This is a genomic window from Catenulispora sp. EB89, from assembly GCF_041261445.1.
Taxonomy (GTDB): Bacteria; Actinomycetota; Actinomycetes; order Streptomycetales; family Catenulisporaceae; genus Catenulispora.
The window spans coordinates 60,635-78,414 of record NZ_JBGCCU010000015.1 but is presented as its reverse complement, the minus strand read 5'-3'; the positions used below and the strand labels follow the sequence as shown (position 1 = coordinate 78,414).

The 17,780-nt window shown below is 71.4% G+C and carries 16 protein-coding genes; 6 read left to right on the top strand and 10 right to left on the bottom strand.

The genetic code is table 11. The features are described from left to right. Positions 1-27 precede the first annotated feature (27 nt). From ABH920_RS28760 to ABH920_RS28730, 7 genes are all read right to left on the bottom strand, one after another. A complete protein-coding gene (locus ABH920_RS28760; RefSeq protein WP_370352289.1) occupies positions 28-1,866 on the bottom strand; it encodes a SpoIIE family protein phosphatase in 1,839 nt (612 codons plus the stop codon). 270 nt (positions 1,867-2,136) lie between these two features. Next, positions 2,137-3,960 carry a Stk1 family PASTA domain-containing Ser/Thr kinase gene (pknB, locus tag ABH920_RS28755; protein ID WP_370352288.1) on the bottom strand — a complete coding sequence of 608 codons (1,824 nt, stop codon included), beginning with the start codon at positions 3,958-3,960 and terminating at the stop codon, positions 2,137-2,139. Between the two features lie 86 nt (positions 3,961-4,046). Further along, a complete protein-coding gene (locus tag ABH920_RS28750) occupies positions 4,047-5,324 on the bottom strand; it encodes a DUF4157 domain-containing protein (protein WP_370352287.1) in 1,278 nt (425 codons plus the stop codon). A gap of 206 nt (positions 5,325-5,530) precedes the next feature. After that, complete coding sequence (locus ABH920_RS28745; protein WP_370352479.1) at positions 5,531-6,346, bottom strand: thiazole synthase; 816 nt, start codon at positions 6,344-6,346, stop codon at positions 5,531-5,533. Between the two features lie 16 nt (positions 6,347-6,362). Further along, complete coding sequence (thiS, locus tag ABH920_RS28740; protein WP_370352286.1) at positions 6,363-6,596, bottom strand: sulfur carrier protein ThiS; 234 nt, start codon at positions 6,594-6,596, stop codon at positions 6,363-6,365. Next, positions 6,593-7,768 (bottom strand): glycine oxidase ThiO, encoded by a 1,176-nt coding sequence (thiO, locus tag ABH920_RS28735; RefSeq protein ID WP_370352285.1) that lies wholly within the window; start codon positions 7,766-7,768, stop codon positions 6,593-6,595. The genes thiS and thiO overlap by 4 nt, the downstream gene beginning before the upstream one ends. Positions 7,769-7,870: 102 nt before the next feature. Further along, positions 7,871-9,106 (bottom strand): low temperature requirement protein A, encoded by a 1,236-nt coding sequence (locus ABH920_RS28730; protein WP_370352284.1) that lies wholly within the window; start codon positions 9,104-9,106, stop codon positions 7,871-7,873. A 50-nt stretch (positions 9,107-9,156) separates the two neighbouring features. Here ABH920_RS28730 and ABH920_RS28725 point away from each other — a divergent pair, with 50 nt between their 5' ends. From ABH920_RS28725 to ABH920_RS28705, 5 genes are all read left to right on the top strand, one after another. Further along, entirely contained in the window at positions 9,157-10,329 is a 1,173-nt protein-coding gene (locus tag ABH920_RS28725) for an NAD(P)/FAD-dependent oxidoreductase (RefSeq protein WP_370352283.1), read from the top strand. A gap of 52 nt (positions 10,330-10,381) precedes the next feature. Then, entirely contained in the window at positions 10,382-10,762 is a 381-nt protein-coding gene (locus ABH920_RS28720) for an Rv2175c family DNA-binding protein (RefSeq protein ID WP_370352478.1), read from the top strand. After that, positions 10,759-11,415, top strand: a complete 657-nt coding sequence (gene thiE / locus ABH920_RS28715) for a thiamine phosphate synthase (RefSeq protein ID WP_370352282.1) — start codon at positions 10,759-10,761, stop codon at positions 11,413-11,415. The genes ABH920_RS28720 and thiE overlap by 4 nt, the downstream gene beginning before the upstream one ends. Before the next feature lie 294 nt (positions 11,416-11,709). Further along, positions 11,710-12,162 carry a ribonuclease domain-containing protein gene (locus ABH920_RS28710; protein ID WP_370352280.1) on the top strand — a complete coding sequence of 151 codons (453 nt, stop codon included), beginning with the start codon at positions 11,710-11,712 and terminating at the stop codon, positions 12,160-12,162. Then, positions 12,159-12,584: a barstar family protein gene (locus tag ABH920_RS28705; RefSeq protein ID WP_370352279.1), complete on the top strand. Its 426-nt coding sequence runs from the start codon at positions 12,159-12,161 to the stop codon at positions 12,582-12,584. Before ABH920_RS28710 ends, ABH920_RS28705 begins: the two co-directional genes overlap by 4 nt. Here the strand turns inward: ABH920_RS28705 and ABH920_RS28700 are convergent. Genes ABH920_RS28700 through ABH920_RS28690 form a run of 3 tightly spaced genes read right to left on the bottom strand, consistent with a single transcriptional unit; the run spans position 12,556 to position 15,174 of the window. Beyond that, complete coding sequence (locus ABH920_RS28700; protein WP_370352278.1) at positions 12,556-13,902, bottom strand: sensor histidine kinase; 1,347 nt, start codon at positions 13,900-13,902, stop codon at positions 12,556-12,558. The two genes, ABH920_RS28705 and ABH920_RS28700, sit on opposite strands and share 29 nt — an antisense overlap. Before the next feature lie 30 nt (positions 13,903-13,932). After that, a complete protein-coding gene (locus ABH920_RS28695; protein WP_370352277.1) occupies positions 13,933-14,619 on the bottom strand; it encodes a response regulator transcription factor in 687 nt (228 codons plus the stop codon). Positions 14,620-14,673: 54 nt separating this feature from the next. Next, complete coding sequence (locus tag ABH920_RS28690) at positions 14,674-15,174, bottom strand: hypothetical protein (protein ID WP_370352276.1); 501 nt, start codon at positions 15,172-15,174, stop codon at positions 14,674-14,676. Between the two features lie 265 nt (positions 15,175-15,439). Here ABH920_RS28690 and ABH920_RS28685 point away from each other — a divergent pair, with 265 nt between their 5' ends. Next, complete coding sequence (locus tag ABH920_RS28685; protein ID WP_370352275.1) at positions 15,440-17,344, top strand: glycosyl hydrolase family 18 protein; 1,905 nt, start codon at positions 15,440-15,442, stop codon at positions 17,342-17,344. The last annotated feature ends 436 nt before the right edge of the window (positions 17,345-17,780 follow it).

The window sequence follows — 17,780 nt, the reverse complement described above, 5'->3', positions numbered from 1 at the left end:
AAAACCCCCGAACCAACCCCCCCGAACCTAAGCCGCCACAGCCAACGCCTCCAGCGCGAACCACACGACCTTCCCCGTCGACGTCCGCCGCGACCCCCAGTCCGCCGACAGCTCGCTGACCAGGAACAGCCCCCGGCCGCTCTCCTCCAGATCGTCCGGCAGCGCCGCCGGCCGCGGCTCCGCCCCGACCTGGTCGGCCACCTCGCACGTCAGCCGCTCGTCGTACGACAGCCGGATCTCGATCGGCCCGGGCCCGGCCGCGTGCCGCACCGCGTTCGTCGCCAGCTCGCTGACCAACAGCTCCGCGGTGTCGACGGTGTCCGCCGGCAGCCCCCACGAGCCGGCCTGCTGCCGCACGAAGTGCCGCGCCTCGCGCACCGCGTAGGACTCCGCCGGCAGCTCCCACGACGCCGAGCGCGACGGCGCGCGCCCGATCCGCGCCACCAGCAGCGCCAGGTCGTCGCGGTCGCCCTCCAGCACCAGCGTCCGGGTCAGGGTGTCGCAGATCTCTTCCAGGCCCGCTTCGGGATCGCCGAGGTTCTCCAACAACAGATGTAATCCGTCTCCGATGTCGCGGTTCTTCGACTCCACCAGGCCGTCCGTGCACAGCACCAGCAGCGAGCCCTCCGGCAGGTCCAGCGTCCAGGACTCGAACGGGTCCGAGACGAACCCCAGCCCCAGCGGCCGGTTCGCCGGCACGTCCTCGATCCGCGGCTTCACCGCCGGGTCCGGGTGCACGATCACCGGCGGCACGTGGCCGGCCCGCACGATCTCGCACGTGCGCGCCTCAGGGTCGTGCACCGCGATGATGCACGTGGCGAACAGGTAGCTGTCGGCCATGTCCGGCAGCAGCGCGTCCAGGTGCCCCATCAGCTCGGTCACCGGCAGCTCCAGCCGGGCCAGCGTCCGCACCGCGGTGCGCAGCTGCCCCATCACCGTGGCCGCCTGCATCCCGTGCCCCATCACGTCCCCGACCACCAGCGCCACCCGGCCGCCGGTCAGCGGGATCACGTCGAACCAGTCGCCGCCGACCTCCGCCACGTCGCTGCCCGGCACGTACCGGTGCGCGACCTCCATCCCCGGCGGCGGCTGCACCCGCTTGGGCAACAACGAACTCTGCAACGTCAGCGCCTGCGACTTCTCCAGGTTGTACAGCCGCGCGTTGTCTATACACAGCGCCGTGCGCCGCGCCAGGTTGTCCGCCAGCTCCACGTCCCGGCCGCAGAACTCGGCGCGTGCCGCCGGGTCGCGGTTGAACGCCAGCAGGCCCAGCACCCGGCCGCGAGCCATCAAAGGGCTGAGAAGCAGGGAACGCCCCGCTATCGCCTGGTAGAAGTCCGGCCGTCCGAAGTCCTCGGAGGTGCGCAGCGCCAACTCCTCCGGGACCACCGGGAAGAACAGCGAGCGCCGCTCGGCCATGCACCGCGCGAACGGGGAGGCCGGCGGGCACACCGCGGTCTCGCCGATCGGCAGGGTGGACAACCAGAACTCCACCGGCAGCGGGTCCTTGTCCGAGACGCCCAGGGCCAGCCGGCGCACCCGCGCGCCGCCGTCCTTGAACGGCGCCGGGATCTCGTGGTGCGTGGCGACCCGCTCCTGCAGCAGCACCCACGTGGTGTCGGCGAAGTCGGGTATCGCGATGCCGACCAGTTCCTCGGCCGTGCGCACCAGATCCAACGTGGTGCCGATCTCCTCGCTGGCCCGGTTCAGCAGGGCCAGTCGCAGGCGCACCGAGTCGGCGGTGTCGTGCCAGTCGTGCGGCGGTGCCGCGTGCCGGGGGGTGCGCTTGTCACCCCCCGCTCCGGCCGCGCCCGCGTCCGGGGCGCCGGGTGTACCGGAAAAAGGAGTGGCGACTTGATCCGCCACCGTCCGATCCACTGCTCGCTCCCACCCTCTCGCTGCCTGCCCACCGCGTGCCGTCCGGCGGTCCGGGGTCAGCACCCACCGACTCCGCCGCGGCTCGCGTCCACTCATCCTCTTACCCGCGCCGGACGCCGCTGACCATCACTGACGTTCCGTCACCGGACGGCCACTGTCGAGTATGGACATCCCTCGTCCGTGAACGTACCGAATCCCCGAAGTACCGGGTCCTCGCAGGCGGGGCCGGGGGCGCGCGGACCCGCCGCGCGCTCCCGCTCAGGACAGCGGGTTCTCGAAAAGCGCCACGGGGTCCTTGTGCCGTGCATACGTCCCCGCCTCAGGCTGCTGTGAATGGATCGTGTTGCCGAAGAACCACTTGTTGACTTCTACGTTGGTGAAGCCCTGGGCCGCCAGCTTTGCGCGGGCGTCGTCCTCCGAAAGTCCGGTCACATCCGGTACCGGGAAGGTCGCGGCGCCCTTGGACAGCGTCAGCGTCACCGTGCTCCCCGGCTGTGCCGAGGAGGGGTTCACCGACACCACGGAACCGCTGGCCACGGTCTCGGAGAAGACCTGGTCCGGGGCGATCACCACCTGGAAGCCGGCCGACCGCAGGGCCTCGACGGCCGAATCAGGGGTCTGACCCGACTCGTCCGGCACCAGGACCGGCTTGGGGCCGCGGGAGACCGTGATCTTCACCGGGCCGCCCTTCTTCACCTTGCCGGACGGATCCGGCGAGGAGGTGATCACCTGCCCGGACGGCACGCTGTCGCTGTAGTCGCTCAACACCTGCGGGTGCAGGCCGTCGCGGGTCAGCTCGGCCAGCGCGGCGTCCTGGGTCTGCCGGATCACCGAGGGCATCGAGCGGAACTGCCCGCTGGTGGTCCACCACGCCACGATCCCCAGGATCACCGCGAGCACCAGGATCACGGCCAGCGCGTAGTGCCCGCGCCGCGGCCGCCAGGGCTGGTCGGCCGGGATCAGCTGGCGCGGCTGGTTCGGGGAGGTGCGGGCCTTGTAGACCTGCTTGCCGCCGGGTTTGGTGGCCCGGGCCGCGTGGTCCACCCGGGTCGGGTTGGTCGGCAGCGGCGGGGGCGGCGGCACCGCGCGGGTGTTCTCCGGCGCCGGCATGACCCGGGTGCGCGCGGTGTGGCGCTGCCCGGCCAGGGCCGCGAACTCCGCGGTCGCGGTGTTGTCCGGGTCCCGGTCCTCCGGGATCGCGCCGAAGTCCAGCGCGGCGTCCGGCAGGCTGCCGATGGTGCGCAGCACCTCGGCGTGCAGGACGTTGGCGTCGCCGGGCCGCTCGCCCGGCTCCTTGGCGGTGGCCCGGGCGACCAGCGCGTCCAGCGCCGGGTCCAGGCCCGGCACGGCGGCCGAGGGGGCCGGCACGTCGTCGTGGACGTGCCGGTAGGCCACCTGGATCGGGGAGTCGGCGACGAACGGCTTGGCGCCGGTGAGCATCTCGTAGAGCACGATGCCGGCCGAGTACACGTCCGAGCGGGCGTCGCAGATCCCGGACTTGACCTGCTCGGGGGCCAGATACGAGGCGGTGCCGACGATCATCCCGGCCAGCGACACCGTGGCCCCGGCCGCCGCCGAGCGCGCCAGCCCGAAGTCGGCGACCTTCACCGCGTGCGCGTAGGTCCCCTCCTTGCCGATCAGCACGTTCTCCGGCTTCACGTCCCGGTGCACCATCCCGGCGCGGTGCGCGGCGCCCAGCGCCGAGAGCACCGGCGCCAGGATCTCCAGCGCCTCGCGCGGGGTGAAGCGGCCGCGGTCGGACAGCAGCTCGCGCAGCGTCTGGCCGTCGATAAACTCCATGACCAGATACACGTGCCCGCCGTCGGCACTCTGGTCGAACACCGCGACGATGTTGGGGTGGGTCAGGCGCGCGGCGGTCTTCGCCTCCCGGATGAAGCGCGACACGAACTCGTCGTGCCGCGCCAGCTCAGGATGCATGACCTTGAGCGCGACCACGCGGTCGAGCCGCCGGTCGGTGGCCAGGTAGACCGTCGCCATGCCCCCGCGAGCAATCAGGGAGTCGACCCGGTAGCGCTCGTCGAGGACCTGCCCGACCAGCGAATCGTCCAAAGTCTTGTCCACGCAGCAGAGTCTAGAACGTGTACGGGGTGGTGGTCGGGCGGGAAACTGTGGGTTTTCGCCCGGCCACCGGCGAAAGTCCCGGAAGGTCAGCCCGCTTCGATCTCGATGCCGGCCGCCTGCATGTCGCTGATCGCCGCCCGCGAGGCCGCCCTGGCCTCGCTGCCGCGCATGTGGTTGGGCCGGTACAGGTGGTCGGCCTTGATCTTGATTTTGATGCGCTGCTTGCGGTCGTTCCCGAACTTCATCCTGGCCAGGTAGATCAGGCGCTCCGCGCAGCCGTCCTCGCCCTCGTGCTTGGTGGTCGTCCCCCGGCGTGTCGAGCACGGGCTCGCGGACAGCCGGATGCGCAGCGTGTGCGAGTTCTTTCCCTCGTTCATGCGGCGGGTCAGGGCGCTCAGGACGTCGCCGCCGGCCTCGGACGTCGCCGTGGCGAGGTGGCCGGAGCTGGCGAAGTAGATCGCCTTCTCGATCTCGTCGCACAGCTGGTCCTCGGCGTGGTCCCGGGGCGACCAGGTGGAGGTCTCGCTGGTGTAGTGGCCGAGGTGGACGCCGTTCAGGCTCGCGCTGAGGATGACGCAGAAGCCGCGGTGCGCCGTCACTTCTTCGGTGGGCTCGTAGCGGGCACGCTGGATGCCGTCGGCGTGCGCGGCCGTCGACTGCTGCACTCCGGACTGCTGCGCGCTCGACTGCTGGGTGCCGGCCTGCTGTCCGCCTGCCTGCTCCCCGCCGGCCGCGGCGCGGCTCGGCCCCAGCAGCGACGGCCCGCCGCTCATCACCTGGCGGGCGTTGGCCTCGGCCTGGCGTTCGAACCGGTCGGAGGGATCGGACATCTTCAGACCCGAGGCGCCGACGGTCCCGGCGACCGGGCCCTGGCGCTGCTGCAGCACGTGCGTCAGCTCGTGGATGAGGGTGTGCGTGTTCTGCCCGCCCTCGCCGAGCACGATGTGGTTGCCGGAGGTGTAAGCGTGCGCACCGATCTCGGCCGCCGAGGCCTTGGCGGCGGCGTCGTCGTGGAGGCGGACGTCGGAGAAGTCCGCGCCGCCCATCTTGGTCTGCACCTCGGTGCGAGTGGACGAGTCCAGGGGACGGCCGGAGCGCTTGAGCACCTCAGGTACGGACGAGCGCTGTACCGCTTGCTCTGCCTCGTGATGGCCGCATCCGGCGCCGTGCTGGTGCTTCTCGGCCTGCCAGGGATCGCCGGCCTCCCGCAGCAGCTGCAGCACCGTGCTGTTGCCGACCGTCGACTGCAGCTTCAGGAGCTGCGCGGCGGTCCCCGGGTGCTGCGACGACTGCTGCGATGGTCGGGCAGAGGACTTCTGCACCAGTGTCCGTCGGTCGTCGGCCTTCTCACCGTTCGCGTGCATCGCCCACCTGTCTCCACGGTTCGCCGACGCTTGCTGTCGGGGGTCCTCGGTACCGAGTAGACACCCGACCGGCAGTTCCTTGACACGGTCGTGCGGGCGTTGGTGGCTGCCCTTGGGGGCAGAGATGCGCGACTGTCGCTGTGGTCGGCGCCGCACCGACGCCAAGTGCCCGCTCAGACGCCCAAGCGCCCATGCACCCAGGCGCCCTAGTCGAACGCAGGAACCTCATCGCGCAGATGAGCCCGGCCGTCCATGGTCGACGAAGCCTGCGCGTGGTACCGCTTCGGCATCCGCCCGGCGGCGCGCGCCAGCCGGCCGGCCTCGATCGCGTGCCGCATCGCCGTGGCCATCGCCACCGGGTGCTGCGCGCGGGTGACCGCGGTGGCGAGCATGACCGCCGAGCAGCCCAGCTCCATCGCCAGCGTGGCGTCCGAGGCGGTGCCGATGCCGGCGTCCAGGATCACCGGGATCGAGACCGCGTCCACCATCAGCTCGATGTTGTGCGGGTTGCGCACGCCGAGCCCGGAGCCGATGGGGGCGCCGGCCGGCATCACCGCGGCGCAGCCCAGCTGTTCCAGGCGCTTGGCCAGGACCGGGTCGTCGGAGGTGTACGGCAGGACCGTGAAGCCGTCGTCGACCAGCGCCTCGCAGGCCGCGACCAGCTCGATCGGGTCCGGCAGCAGGGTGTGCTCGTCGGCGATCACCTCGACCTTGACCCAGTCGGTGCCCAGCGCCTCGCGGGCCAGGCGGGCGGTGAGGATCGCCTCCCCGGCGGTGAAGCAGCCGGCGGTGTTCGGCAGGACCTGGATGTCGTTGCGGCGCAGCACGTCCAGCACCGAGCCGCGGGTGGCCGTCGACACCCGGCGCAGCGCCACGGTGGTCAGCTCGGTCCCGGAGGCCAGCAGCGCCTGCTCCAGCACCTCCAGCGAGGGCGCGCCGCCGGTGCCCATGATCAGCCGGGAGGTGAAGGTCTTCCCGGCGAGCTCGAAGCTGGCGGCGGCGGTTCCGGTGGGTTCCAGCAGTGCGGTCACGGCGGTTTCAGCCTCCTTGCACGGCGGTCAGGATCTCGACCCGGTCGCCGGCGTTGAGCGGGGTGCCGTCCCAGGACGCGCGGGGGACGACGGTTTCGTTGACGGCGACCGCGATCCCGCCGCGGTTGCCCTCCCGCGCCGCCTGGACCAGCGAGACGACCAGATCGGCGACGGTGGTGCCCTCGGCGATCTGCGAGGGCTCGCCGTTCACTGACAGCTGCATGATGTGCTCAGCGCTCATTTCTCCGGACGCGTCCCGGACACGGCGAACCTCTGGGGACTGAAGGGGGCCAGCGCCTCCGGGACGGTGCCGGTCGCCAGGATCTCCGCGACCCCGTCGGCGGTGGCCGGGGTGAGCAGCACGCCGTGCCGGTAGTGCCCGGTGGCGTACAGCAGCCCGGGCAGCGCGGTGGGGCCGATCAGCGGGGCGTTGTCGGGGGTGCCGGGGCGCAGCGCCGCGCGGCTCTCGATCAGCGGCAGCTCGGTGATGCCGGGGACCAGTTCGCGGGCGTCGCGCAGCAGCTCGTAGACGCCGCCGGCGGTGACCGCGGTGTCGTAGTCCTGCTCCTCGACCGTGGCGCCGAGCACCAGCTCGCCGTGCTCGCGCGGGACGAGGTAGGCGTGGTTGTTGCGCACGACGTAGCGCACCGTGCGCGACAGGAACGGCCGGAAGACGTCCGGCACCGCCAGCCGCAGGATCTGGCCCTTGATCGGACGCACCGGCGGCAGCAGTTCTGCGGGGATGCCGGCGAGCTGCCCGGACCAGCAGCCGGCCGACAGCACTACTTGGTCTGCGGAAAGCGCGGTGCCGTCTTCCAGCACCACGCCGGTCGCGCGGTCCCCGGCCGCGGACACCGTCAGCTCGGCGACCTTCGTGCGCACGATGGTCGCGTTCGGATCCCGCTCCAGCGCCGCGAACAACGCGGCCAGCAGCATCCGGTTGTCGACCTGGTGGTCGCCGGAGACCAGCAGCCCGCCGCGCACGCTCGGCGCCAGCATCGGCTCCAGCCGCCGCGCCTCCCGGCCGTTGAGCCATTCCGCCTTCAGCCCCAGCGACTGCTGGAAGACGTGCAGCTCGGAGAGCACTTCGCGGTCGTCGGCGTCGAAGGCCACGGCCAGCGTCCCGGCCTCGGTGTACCCGGGATCCAGACCGCCGGAGGCCTCGCGCAGCTCGGCGACGAACGACGGATACCGCTTGGCCGAGGCCAGGTTCAGCCCGAGCAGCGTCTCCTCGCCGTAGTGCAGCTCGGTGACCGGCGTGAGCATGCCGGCCGCGGCGAACGACGCGTTCGCCCCCGGCGCCGGATCGCACAGCGTCACCGACAGACCCCGGGCCGCGGTCCGCCACGCGGTGGCCAGACCGATCAGGCCGCCGCCGATGATCAGGACGTCGGAGCTGGCAGGCGCAGGCATGGTCATCAGTCTAGATCCGACGTCCGATGTACGGCGGGGCCCGTCTCCCGGGACGCCGGTTGAGCAGCGGATCGACACCGGATCTTCACCGTCTTCGCCCTTTCACCGGCCGGCCGCGCCCTGCCAGAGGTTCACCAGCATCAGCGGTTTCCCGGTACTCACCCAGTAGAACTCGAACGCGTTCAGGGCGATCACCAGAGCGGCCAGCAACGCCAGCGGCACGATCGCCGGCAGCCCGGGAGAGGCGACCGTGACCACGATCGCGAGCAGCGCGGCCACCACGCGCGTGTAGGAAGCCCCGCCGAACATCATGATCCGCGTGTAGCAGAAGGTCGCGACGTACAGCGAGACGCCGCTGCCGAGCACCAGCGCGTGCACGCCGTGCAGATGCGCCTGGGGAGCGGCGACCGCCTGCGACATCCCGGCCGCGGCCAGGATGATGCCCAGCACGAACAGCATGTGCCCGTAGGAGAACGAGGACCGGACCAGCAGCGCCGGGACCTTCGCCACCTTCAGCGCGTGCTCGGTCGCCGAGGCGCCGTACTGGAAGTACGTCCACCACAGTCCGCACGACAAAAGAAACGCCACGAACAGCGTCACGGCCTCCTCGCCGTGCAGCGCGTTGCGCGTCCCGCCCTGCCCGATCCCGACCAGCGTCTCGCCGAGCGCGATGATGATGAACAGCCCGAACCGCTCCGGCAGGTGCGAGGCGTCGAACTGCATGTAGTCCAGCCGGTGCCCGAGCACTATCGGGACCGCGAGCTCGACCAGCGCGATCGCCAGCCACACCCACTGCCGGGTGTCGGCCGGCAGCAGCCCGGCCAGCGTCCAGGCCAGTCCGGCCAGCACCCCGACCGTGAACGGGTTGAGCCGGACCTGGAAGGCGTCGCGCTCCTGCATGATGATCCCGAGCAGGATCCGGGTGGCCAGGTACGCCGCGCCGAACAACACGCCGCGGTTGCCGTAGGCGTCCGGCACCGAGATGCACATGACGAACGCGCCGCCGGCGATCGCCAGCAGCACCAGGTGCCGCCGGGTCGCGGAGATCACCAGGCCGTTGAACAGGATGGCGCAGCCGACCCAGGCCCACCAGAACGGCACGAACAGCAGGACCGAGCGGCCCAGGTCGGCCCAGCCGGAGCCGACGTAGACCGCGTGCGCGACCTGCGTGACCGCGAACACGAAGACCAGGTCGAAGAACAACTCGGCCCAGGTCACACGTTGCACGGCGTGCGGGGAGCGGCCCCGGTCCGGACCGCCGTCGTCGGCCGCTATGTCGGCGCTGCCGTCCTCGTCGTCGGGATCGATCGGGGTCTCCCGGTAGTCCTCGCTCGCCACGGCGACCATGATGGCCCATAGAGGAATTCCACGGGATACAGTGGCGGACGATGAAACTGGAACGTGTTCTGGTCGTCGGTGGCGGCATGGCGGGACTGCACACCGTGCGGTCTCTGCGCGAAAAGGGTTTCCCAGGCGCGGTCACGTTTCTGGGCGAGGAACAGCACGCGCCCTACGACAGGCCGCCGCTGTCCAAAGCCGTGCTGGCCGTCAACGGCAGCGGCACCGTCGAGAAGGTCGAGGAGCTGGCCTTCGCGTTCGACTTCGCCGACTCCGGCGTGGAGTGCCGCTTCGGCGAGCGCGCCGTCGGCTGGACACCCGGCGCGGTCACCACCGACACCGGCGTGGAGCTGCCCTACGACCGGCTGATCGTGGCCACCGGCTCGACGCCGATCCAGCTCGGCTTCGGCGAGACGCTGCGGACCTACGAGGACTCGCTGCGGCTGCGCGAGCGCATCACCGGCGGCACGCGCATTGCCATCGTCGGCGCCGGGTGGATCGGCGCCGAGGTGGCCACCGCCGCCCGCAACGCCGGGACCGAGGTCGTGGTCCACGAGGCGCGCGAGAGGCCGCTGGCCCTGGTGTTCCCGGCGGCCGTCGGCGAGGCCATGGCCGGCTGGTACGCCGAGGCCGGGGTCGACCTGAAGTGCTCGGACCCGGTCACCGGACCGCCGCCGGGCGCCGACCACACGCTGGTGGCGGTCGGGGCGCGCCCGGACACCCGCTGGCTCGGCGAGGCGTTCCACCGCGCCAAGGACGGCTCGCTGCTGGTCTCCGAGCACCTGGAGACGAACGTGCCCGGCGTGTTCGCGGTCGGGGACGTCGCGGCGTATCGCAGCGTGCGCTACGGCGGCCGGCACATCCGGGTCGAGCACTGGGACAACGCGCTGCGCGGACCCCAGGCCCTGGTACCCAACGTGCTGGAAGGCGTCGGCGCGGCCGTGTACGACCCGGTGCCGTACTTCTGGAGCGAGCAGTTCGGACGGATGGTCCAGTACGTCGGACACCACACCTCCGCCGACCGCATGGTGCTGCGCGGCGACCTGGCCGCACCGACCTGGTCGGTGTGCTGGCTCGACCCGCACGCCCGGCTCACCGCGGTGCTGGCCGTTGGCCGCCCCCGCGATCTGGCGCAGGGCCGCCGCCTGGTGACGGCCGGAGCGGTCATGGACGCCGCCCGGGTGGCCGATGCCGGGGCGGCGTTAACGTCGGCGGTTCTCTAGAAGAGCTGGCATGCTTGGGAGCGTGACTGAGAAGAACACCGCAGTTGGCACCATGAACGCCGAGGCCCACCGCGACTCGATCGACCCCGCCCTCGACGTGCTCGTGGGGGAGTGGCTGACCCTGCCGGACATCGCCGAGCGCTTCGGCGTCCAGGTGACCCGCATCCGCCAGCTGCTGCGCGACAACCAGCTGATCGCCGTCCGCCGCGGCGAGAACAACGCCCTGCACGTCCCCGCCGGCTTCATCGTCGAGGACCACACGGTCAAGGGCCTGACCGGCACCCTGACCCTGCTCAAGGACGCGAAGTTCTCCGACGAGGAAGCCCTGCGCTGGCTGTTCACCCCCGACGACTCCCTGCCCGGCACCCCCGTCGACGCGCTGCGCGAGAACCGAGGCACCGAGGTGCGCCGGCGCGCGCAGGCCGAACTGTGAGGGCTGGCACAGACCCCCGCGAGAAACTGGCCGACGCCCGGCTCTACCTGTGCTGTGACGCCCGGGAAAAGCAGGGCGACCTGCCGGAGTTCCTGGACGCCGTCCTCGTCGGCGGCGTGGACATCGTCCAGCTCCGCCAGAAGGGCATCGAAGCGCGCGAGGAACTCAACGCGCTAGAGGTGTTCGCCGACGCCTGCAAGCGCCACGGCAAACTCCTGGCGGTCAACGACCGCGCGGACATCGCCTACGCCACCGGCGCGGACATCCTGCACCTCGGCCAGGACGACCTCCCGGTCCCGATCGCCCGCCGCATCATCGGCGACGGCCCGATCATCGGCCGCTCCTGCCACGCGGAGTCCGAAGTCGATGCGGCAGCGATCGCACCGGGAGTGGACTACTTCTGCACCGGCCCGGTCTGGCCGACCTCGACCAAACCCGGCCGCCCGGCCCCCGGCCTCCCCCTGGTCGAGTACGCGGCCCGCCTGGCCCCGGAAGGCGCCCGCCCCTGGTTCGCCATCGGCGGCATCGACGCCGGCAACCTCCCCGAGGTGCTGGCGGCCGGCGCGCGCCGGATCGTGGTGGTGCGGGCGCTGACGGAGGCGGAGGACCCGCGGGCTGCCGCGGCGGAGCTGAGCGGGATGCTTCGGGGGTAGTCGCGAGGGCCAGCGCGGGACAGGTGCGCTGGCCCGGCCGCGCTGCTCTTGGTTCTGGCTGCTGCCGACCGAGTTGAGCGGGATGCTCCGCGTTCTGGCTGCTGCAGGCGCTGGAACTCGGCGTGTCAGCGGCGTGCGCTATACGTATAAAAGGGGCGAAAATGTCCTAACAGAATGCGCGCCAGCCAGCCAGTCGGCCATCGGGTGCCTGCCCGACCGTTGCCCGTGCCGCGTTGCCCGCGCCCCACCGCTCGACCGCGTGCCCTGATGATCACCGTGAGTTAGGCTCCGACCGTGACCCCGTCCGCGTCGCCCCGCCGCCCCAAACCCCTCGTGGCCCTGCTCGCGCTTCTGATCGTGGCGGTGCTCGGACTCGCGGGGTGCGGCAGCTCGTCGAGCAAGAGTTCGAGTTCGAGTTCGAAGGCGAGCTCCAGTTCGGCGGCGGCCAAGCCGGCCGGCATGGCCTCCGTCGCCGAGGCGAGCCTTCCCGCCGAGGCCCGCGACGTCATCAAGCGCATCGACGACGGCGGCACCTTCCAGTACCGCCAGGACGGCGTCACCTTCCAGAACCGCGAGCGCCGCCTCCCGGCCGAACCCAGCGGCTACTACCGCGAGTACACGGTCGCCACGCCCGGCGCCGCCGACCGCGGCGCGCGCCGGCTCATCCTCGGCCGCGGCGGCGAGCTCTACTACACCCCGGACCACTACAAGTCCTTCCTCTGGGTGCTGCGAGGTGGTGCGACATGACCGCGTTGGCCCACGTCCTCGGCGAGTTCGGCCCCGGGGTCCACGTCTGGAACTCCGAACGCCCCGCCTCCGACATCCGCGTCGAGGCCGAGGAGATCGCCTGGCGCTGCGTGTTCGTGGACTGCTCCCGCGTCCGCGACAAGGCGCAGTTCCTGGAGGAGTGCGAACGCTCCTACCGCTTCCCCGCCTACTTCGGCCACAACTGGGACGCCCTCGCCGACTGCCTCGCCGACCTCCAGTGGCTGCCCCCGCCGGAGCCCGGCAGCGGCGGCGGGATCCTGACCGTCGTCGAGGACAGCAACACCTTCGCCTTCGCCGACCTGGACGCCTACAGCATCGCCCTGGAGGTCTGGGAGGAGGCCGCCGAGGCCTGGCGCCGCATCGGCGTCCCGTTCACGGTGCTGCTGCGACAGGGAGAGTGATCCGCAGCAACGCCCCGACCGGCCGCGGCACGGCCTCGACCCGGCCGCCGTGCGCCTCGGCGACCTGCTTGGCGATCGCCAGCCCCAGCCCCGATCCCGGCAGCGCACGCGCGTCCGGCGAGCGGTGGAAGCGGTCGAAGACGTACGGCAGGTCCGCCTCCGGGATCCCCGGCCCGTCATCCGTGACCTCGACGACCGCCGACGCCGAGCCCGCCGACGTCCGGACAGTCACCACAGCCCGCGTCCCGAACTTCAAAGCGTTGTCGACCAGATTCCCCACAGCCCGTTCCAAAGCCGCCGGATCCCCCCGCACCACCACCGCCGCATTCCCCCCATCCACCTCCGCCCCACGCCGCCCCGCCAGATCCGCACACAACAGATCCAGCCGCACCACCTCACTCCGCACCGGCGCCTCCCCGAACCGCGCCAGATCCACCAGATCGCTCGTCAACTCCGCCAACGCCAACGCCTGATGCAACGCCTCGCCGATCAACGCCGGCGCCTGCGGATCATCCGGCCGCTCCGCCAACAACTCCAGATTCGTCACCAACGACGTCAAAGGCGTCCGCAACTCGTGCGAGGCATCCGCCACCAACCGCCGCTGCGCCCCGACCGACCCGTCCAACGCCGCCGTCATCGCGTTGAACGCCACCCCCAACCGCGCCACCTCGTCCCCGTCCCGCCCGGCGACCGCGATCGGCGCCGACAGATCCCCGGTGACGGCGATGTGCTCGGCCGCCGCCGTCAACCGCGCGACCGGACTGAGCACCCGCGCGGCCAGCAGGCGCGCGCCGACCGCGGCCAGCAGCCCGGCGGCCGGGATCAGCAGCACCAGCAACCATTTCAGCCGGTTCAACGTCCCGGTCGGGTCCGACTCCGGGGTGGAGGCCCGGACCAGCACGCCCGGGTGCCCCGGCAGTTCCGCGGTGTAGCGGCGATACAACACGCCCCCGCTGCGCACGTCGGCGAAGTACGCGGGCGCCGTCCCCGCGGCTACCGCCCGGTCCCGCTCGTCGACCGGCGTGCCCTTGCCGGCCGTCTCTGGAATCAGAGTATTGACAAGCTCCATGAACCCCTTGCCGACCGCGATCTTCGAGCTCGCGTTCAGGCCGCCGAGCCCGAGCTTCTCCTTCGCGCTCGCCACGGCCAGCAGCTTCCCGTACGCGCTCGGCGCGCCGTCGGCGGTGGCGACCAGGTCGGCGTCGGTGTTGGCACGCAGCCCGGCGCCGATCGCGGGGTACTCGATCGCCCCGACCAGCGCCACCGCCGCGACCACCGTCACGCCGCCGCCGATCGCGACCCGCGTCCGCAGGTTCACGGGTCCTCCCGCCTCACGACTCCTGCCGCCTCACGGGTCCTCCCGCAGGACGTACCCCAGGCTGCGCACGGTCTGGATCACCCGCGGCGCGCCGTCGGCCTCCAGCTTGGATCGCAGACAGCTGATGCTCACCCACAACGCGTTCGAATCCGGCCCGAAGTCGTAGCCCCAGACCGTCTCGAAGATCTGTGTCCGGCTCAGAACCCGCCGCGGGTTGCGCAGGAACATCTCCAGCAGCGCCAACTCCGTCCGGGTCAGCCCGAGGCTCCGCCCGGCGCGGGTGGCGCGGCACGCCGCGCTGTCCAGCACGATGTCGCCGAACGCGAGGTGCTCGGTCGCAGCGGCGGTGGCGGTGGCGGTTGTCCGACGCAACAGAGCCCTGAGCCGGGCCCGCAATTCGGCCAGGGCGAAGGGTTTCACGAGGTAGTCGTCGGCCCCGGCGTCCAGCCCGGCGACCCGGTCGTCGATCAGGTCGCGCGCCGTGAGCAGCAGGATCGGCGTGCCGTCGCCGGCCTCGCGCAGCCGCCGGCAGATCTCCAGCCCGTTCGGCTCGGGCATCATGACGTCCAGGACCAGCGCGTCCGGCGGGTTCTCGGCGTGCTCGCTGAGGGCCTCGGTACCGGAGGCGGCCAGGGCGACCTGATAACCGTCGCGCCGCAACGCGTGTTCCAGCGCGCGGCGGACGGCCGGGTCGTCGTCCACTACCAGGATGCGCATGGTCGGCAGTCTGGCTTCGTGGGCTGAGACCGTGCTGAGAGGATCACGCCCGGATCACGCGCCGGGCTTCACGGCGACGTGCGTGAAACCGCCGAGCAGCGAAGTCACCTTGGAAACCGGCACGTGCAGCAAGTCGGCCAGGTGCTGTTCGACCTGTGCCACCGAGGGCTTCGTCGACGAGCCGACGGCCCACTGCTCGGTCTGCTTCAGCGCCAGGGTGAGCGCGGACTTCGACACGCCGAGCTTCGCGGCGACCGCGTCCAGACGGACCGTCGCGACCTTCTTCTTGCACGCGGCCAGAGCGTCCCCACCCCCGCCCTCGGCCACGATCCGACCCTTGCCTGTGATGTGACCCTTGCCCGCGATCTTGGCTTCGATGTCGTTCTTGAGGGTCGTGCCGCCGAGCTCGACCTTGCAGCTCGCCCCCTTCCGCACCTTGTCGGCGCCACCGCCGCTGCCTCCGCCGGTCTCCGCAGCAGTGGCCGCACCGGCCGCCGAAGCGCCGATCGCCACCACCAGCGCGGCGACCGGGATCAGCCTTCTGCGAAACGTCATGGGAGTTCCTTCCGGTTCCGGTCCGCGACGGCTCCTGCCGTCGCGGGATCACGGAACCAGGCAGGCTTCTCGCCGAGCCGTGGCGAACCTTTGCATTCCCTTAGGAATCGCCAGGGGTTCAGACTCTTGACACCCCGTCTGGTCTACACCATTTTGAACACAGCCCCTGTGGTGTAGACCACTAACCCCACAAGATCACAGGAGTCTTCCCCGTGAGAGGTGTGCTTTGACCTGTGCGAGAACGCGCCTTCGTGCGTTCGCGGCCATGCTGGCCGCAGTCCTGATAGCCGCCACGATGTCCGTCGCCCTGAGCGCGTCCCGCGCCCGGGCCGACAGCAACCTGGTGGTGAACCCAGGCTTCGAGACCGGAAGCCTGAGCCCGTGGACCTGTGACGCCGGTACCGGCAGTGTCGTGTCCTCACCCGTCCACAGCGGCAGCCACGCGCTGTCCGGAGCCGCGAACAACTCCGACGACGCGCAGTGCACACAGACGATCGCCGTGCAGCCGAACTCGGCCTACACGCTGTCGGCCTACGTCGAGGGCGCCTACGTCTACATCGGCGCCACCAACTACAGCTCCACGTGGACCCCGTCCGCGACCTCCTACCAGCAGCTGAGCACCAGCTTCACCACCGGCGCCTCGACCACGAGCGTCCAGATCTACCTGCACGGCTGGTACGGGCAGGGCACGTACTACGCCGACGACGTCTCGCTCGTCGGACCGGGTGGCCAGACTCAGGTGCCCCCCGTGCCGACCGGCCTCGCGGTGAGCGGGACGACGTCGAGTTCGGTGTCGTTGTCGTGGAGCGCGTCCAGCGGCGCGACCGGCTACAACGTGTACCGCGGCGGTTCGAAGGTCGGGAGCGTGTCGGGCACGTCGTACACCGACTCCGGCCTCAGCGCCTCGACCAGTTACAGCTACACGGTCACCGCGACGAACTCTGCAGGGGAGTCGGCGCAGTCCGGGGCTGTCACGGGCACCACGACCGGAGGCGGTCCCTCCGTCCCGCCGACCCCGACCGGTCTGTCGGTGAGCGGGACGACGTCGAGCTCGGTGTCGCTCTCGTGGAGCGCGTCCAGCGGCGCGACCGGCTACAACGTGTACCGCGGCGGTTCGAAGGTCGCGAGCGCGTCCGGCACGTCGTACACCGACTCCGGCCTCAGCGCCTCCACCACCTACAGCTACGCGGTCACGGCGACCAACTCCGCCGGCGAGTCCGCGAAGTCCTCGGCGGTGAGCGCGACGACCGCGAGCTCCGGCGGCGGCAACGGCTCGCTGCCCAAGCACGTGCTGACCGGCTACTGGCACGACTTCGTGAACGCCGCGCAGCCGCTGAGCCTGGCCGCCGTGCCGGCCGGCTACAACCTGGTCGCGGTGGCCTTCGCCAACGCCGACCCGAGCAACCCCGGCGGCGTGACGTTCAGCGTCGACTCCGGGCTGTCCTCGGCGCTCGGCGGCTACACCGACGCGCAGTTCAAGGCGGACATCGCGACGCTGCACTCGCGCGGCCAGAAGGTGATCATCTCGGTCGGCGGGCAGAACGGCGCGATCAGCGTCGCCGACTCGACGTCCGCGACCAACTTCGCCAACAGCGTCTACGGAATCATGCAGAGCTACGGGTTCGACGGCGTCGACATCGACCTGGAGAACGGCGTCAACGCCACGTACATGGCGCAGGCGCTGCAGTCGCTGTCGAGCAAGGTCGGCTCGAGCCTGATCATCACGATGGCCCCGCAGACGATCGACATGCAGTCCACCGGCATGGCGTACTTCCAGCTGGCGCTGAACATCAAGAACATCCTCACGATCGTCAACATGCAGTACTACAACTCCGGCACGATGAACGGCTGCGACCAGGGCGTCTACGCCGAGGGCACGGAGAACTTCCTCACCGAGCTGGCGTGCATCCAGCTGCAGAACGGCCTGCGTCCGGACCAGGTGGGCCTGGGCCTGCCGGCCTCGGGCAGCGCCGGCGCCGGCTATGTCTCGCCGTCGGTGGTGAACAACGCGCTGGACTGCCTGGCGGCCGGGACGAGCTGCGGCTCCTACGTCCCGCCGACCAAGTGGCCGACCATCCGCGGCGCGATGACCTGGTCGATCAACTGGGACGCCAGCAACGGCTGGAGTTTCGTGAACACCGTCGCCCCGCACCTGGCGGCGATGCCGTGACCGGGCGCTGAAACCGGACCGGCCCGCCCGGCGTGCCGGGTCCGGGCCGGATCCGGCCGGAGTCGGCGCTGACGTCCTGAGACAGGGCCGACGCCGGGCGCCGGCGGGCCACCCGCGGCGGTCGTCGGACTTCGGTCCGGCGGCCGCCGCTTGGGTGCGGGGTGCTGCGGGTGCGGACGGCCCGCGCTTCGGGGCGCTTGCGGTGCGGTGCGATGCGGGTGCGGTGCGCTCGCGCTGCGTGGCGCTCGTGAATCGGGCTGCTCGTGGTTCGGCGCCGCTCGCGGTCCGTGGCGCTCGCGGTGCGGTGCGCTCGTGGTGCGCTCGCGGTGCGGTGCGGTGCGGTGCGGTGCGGTGCGGTGCGATGCGGTGCGGTGCGATGCGCTCGTGGTGCGGTGCGCTCGCGCTGCGTGGCGCTCGTGAATCGGGCTGCTCGTGG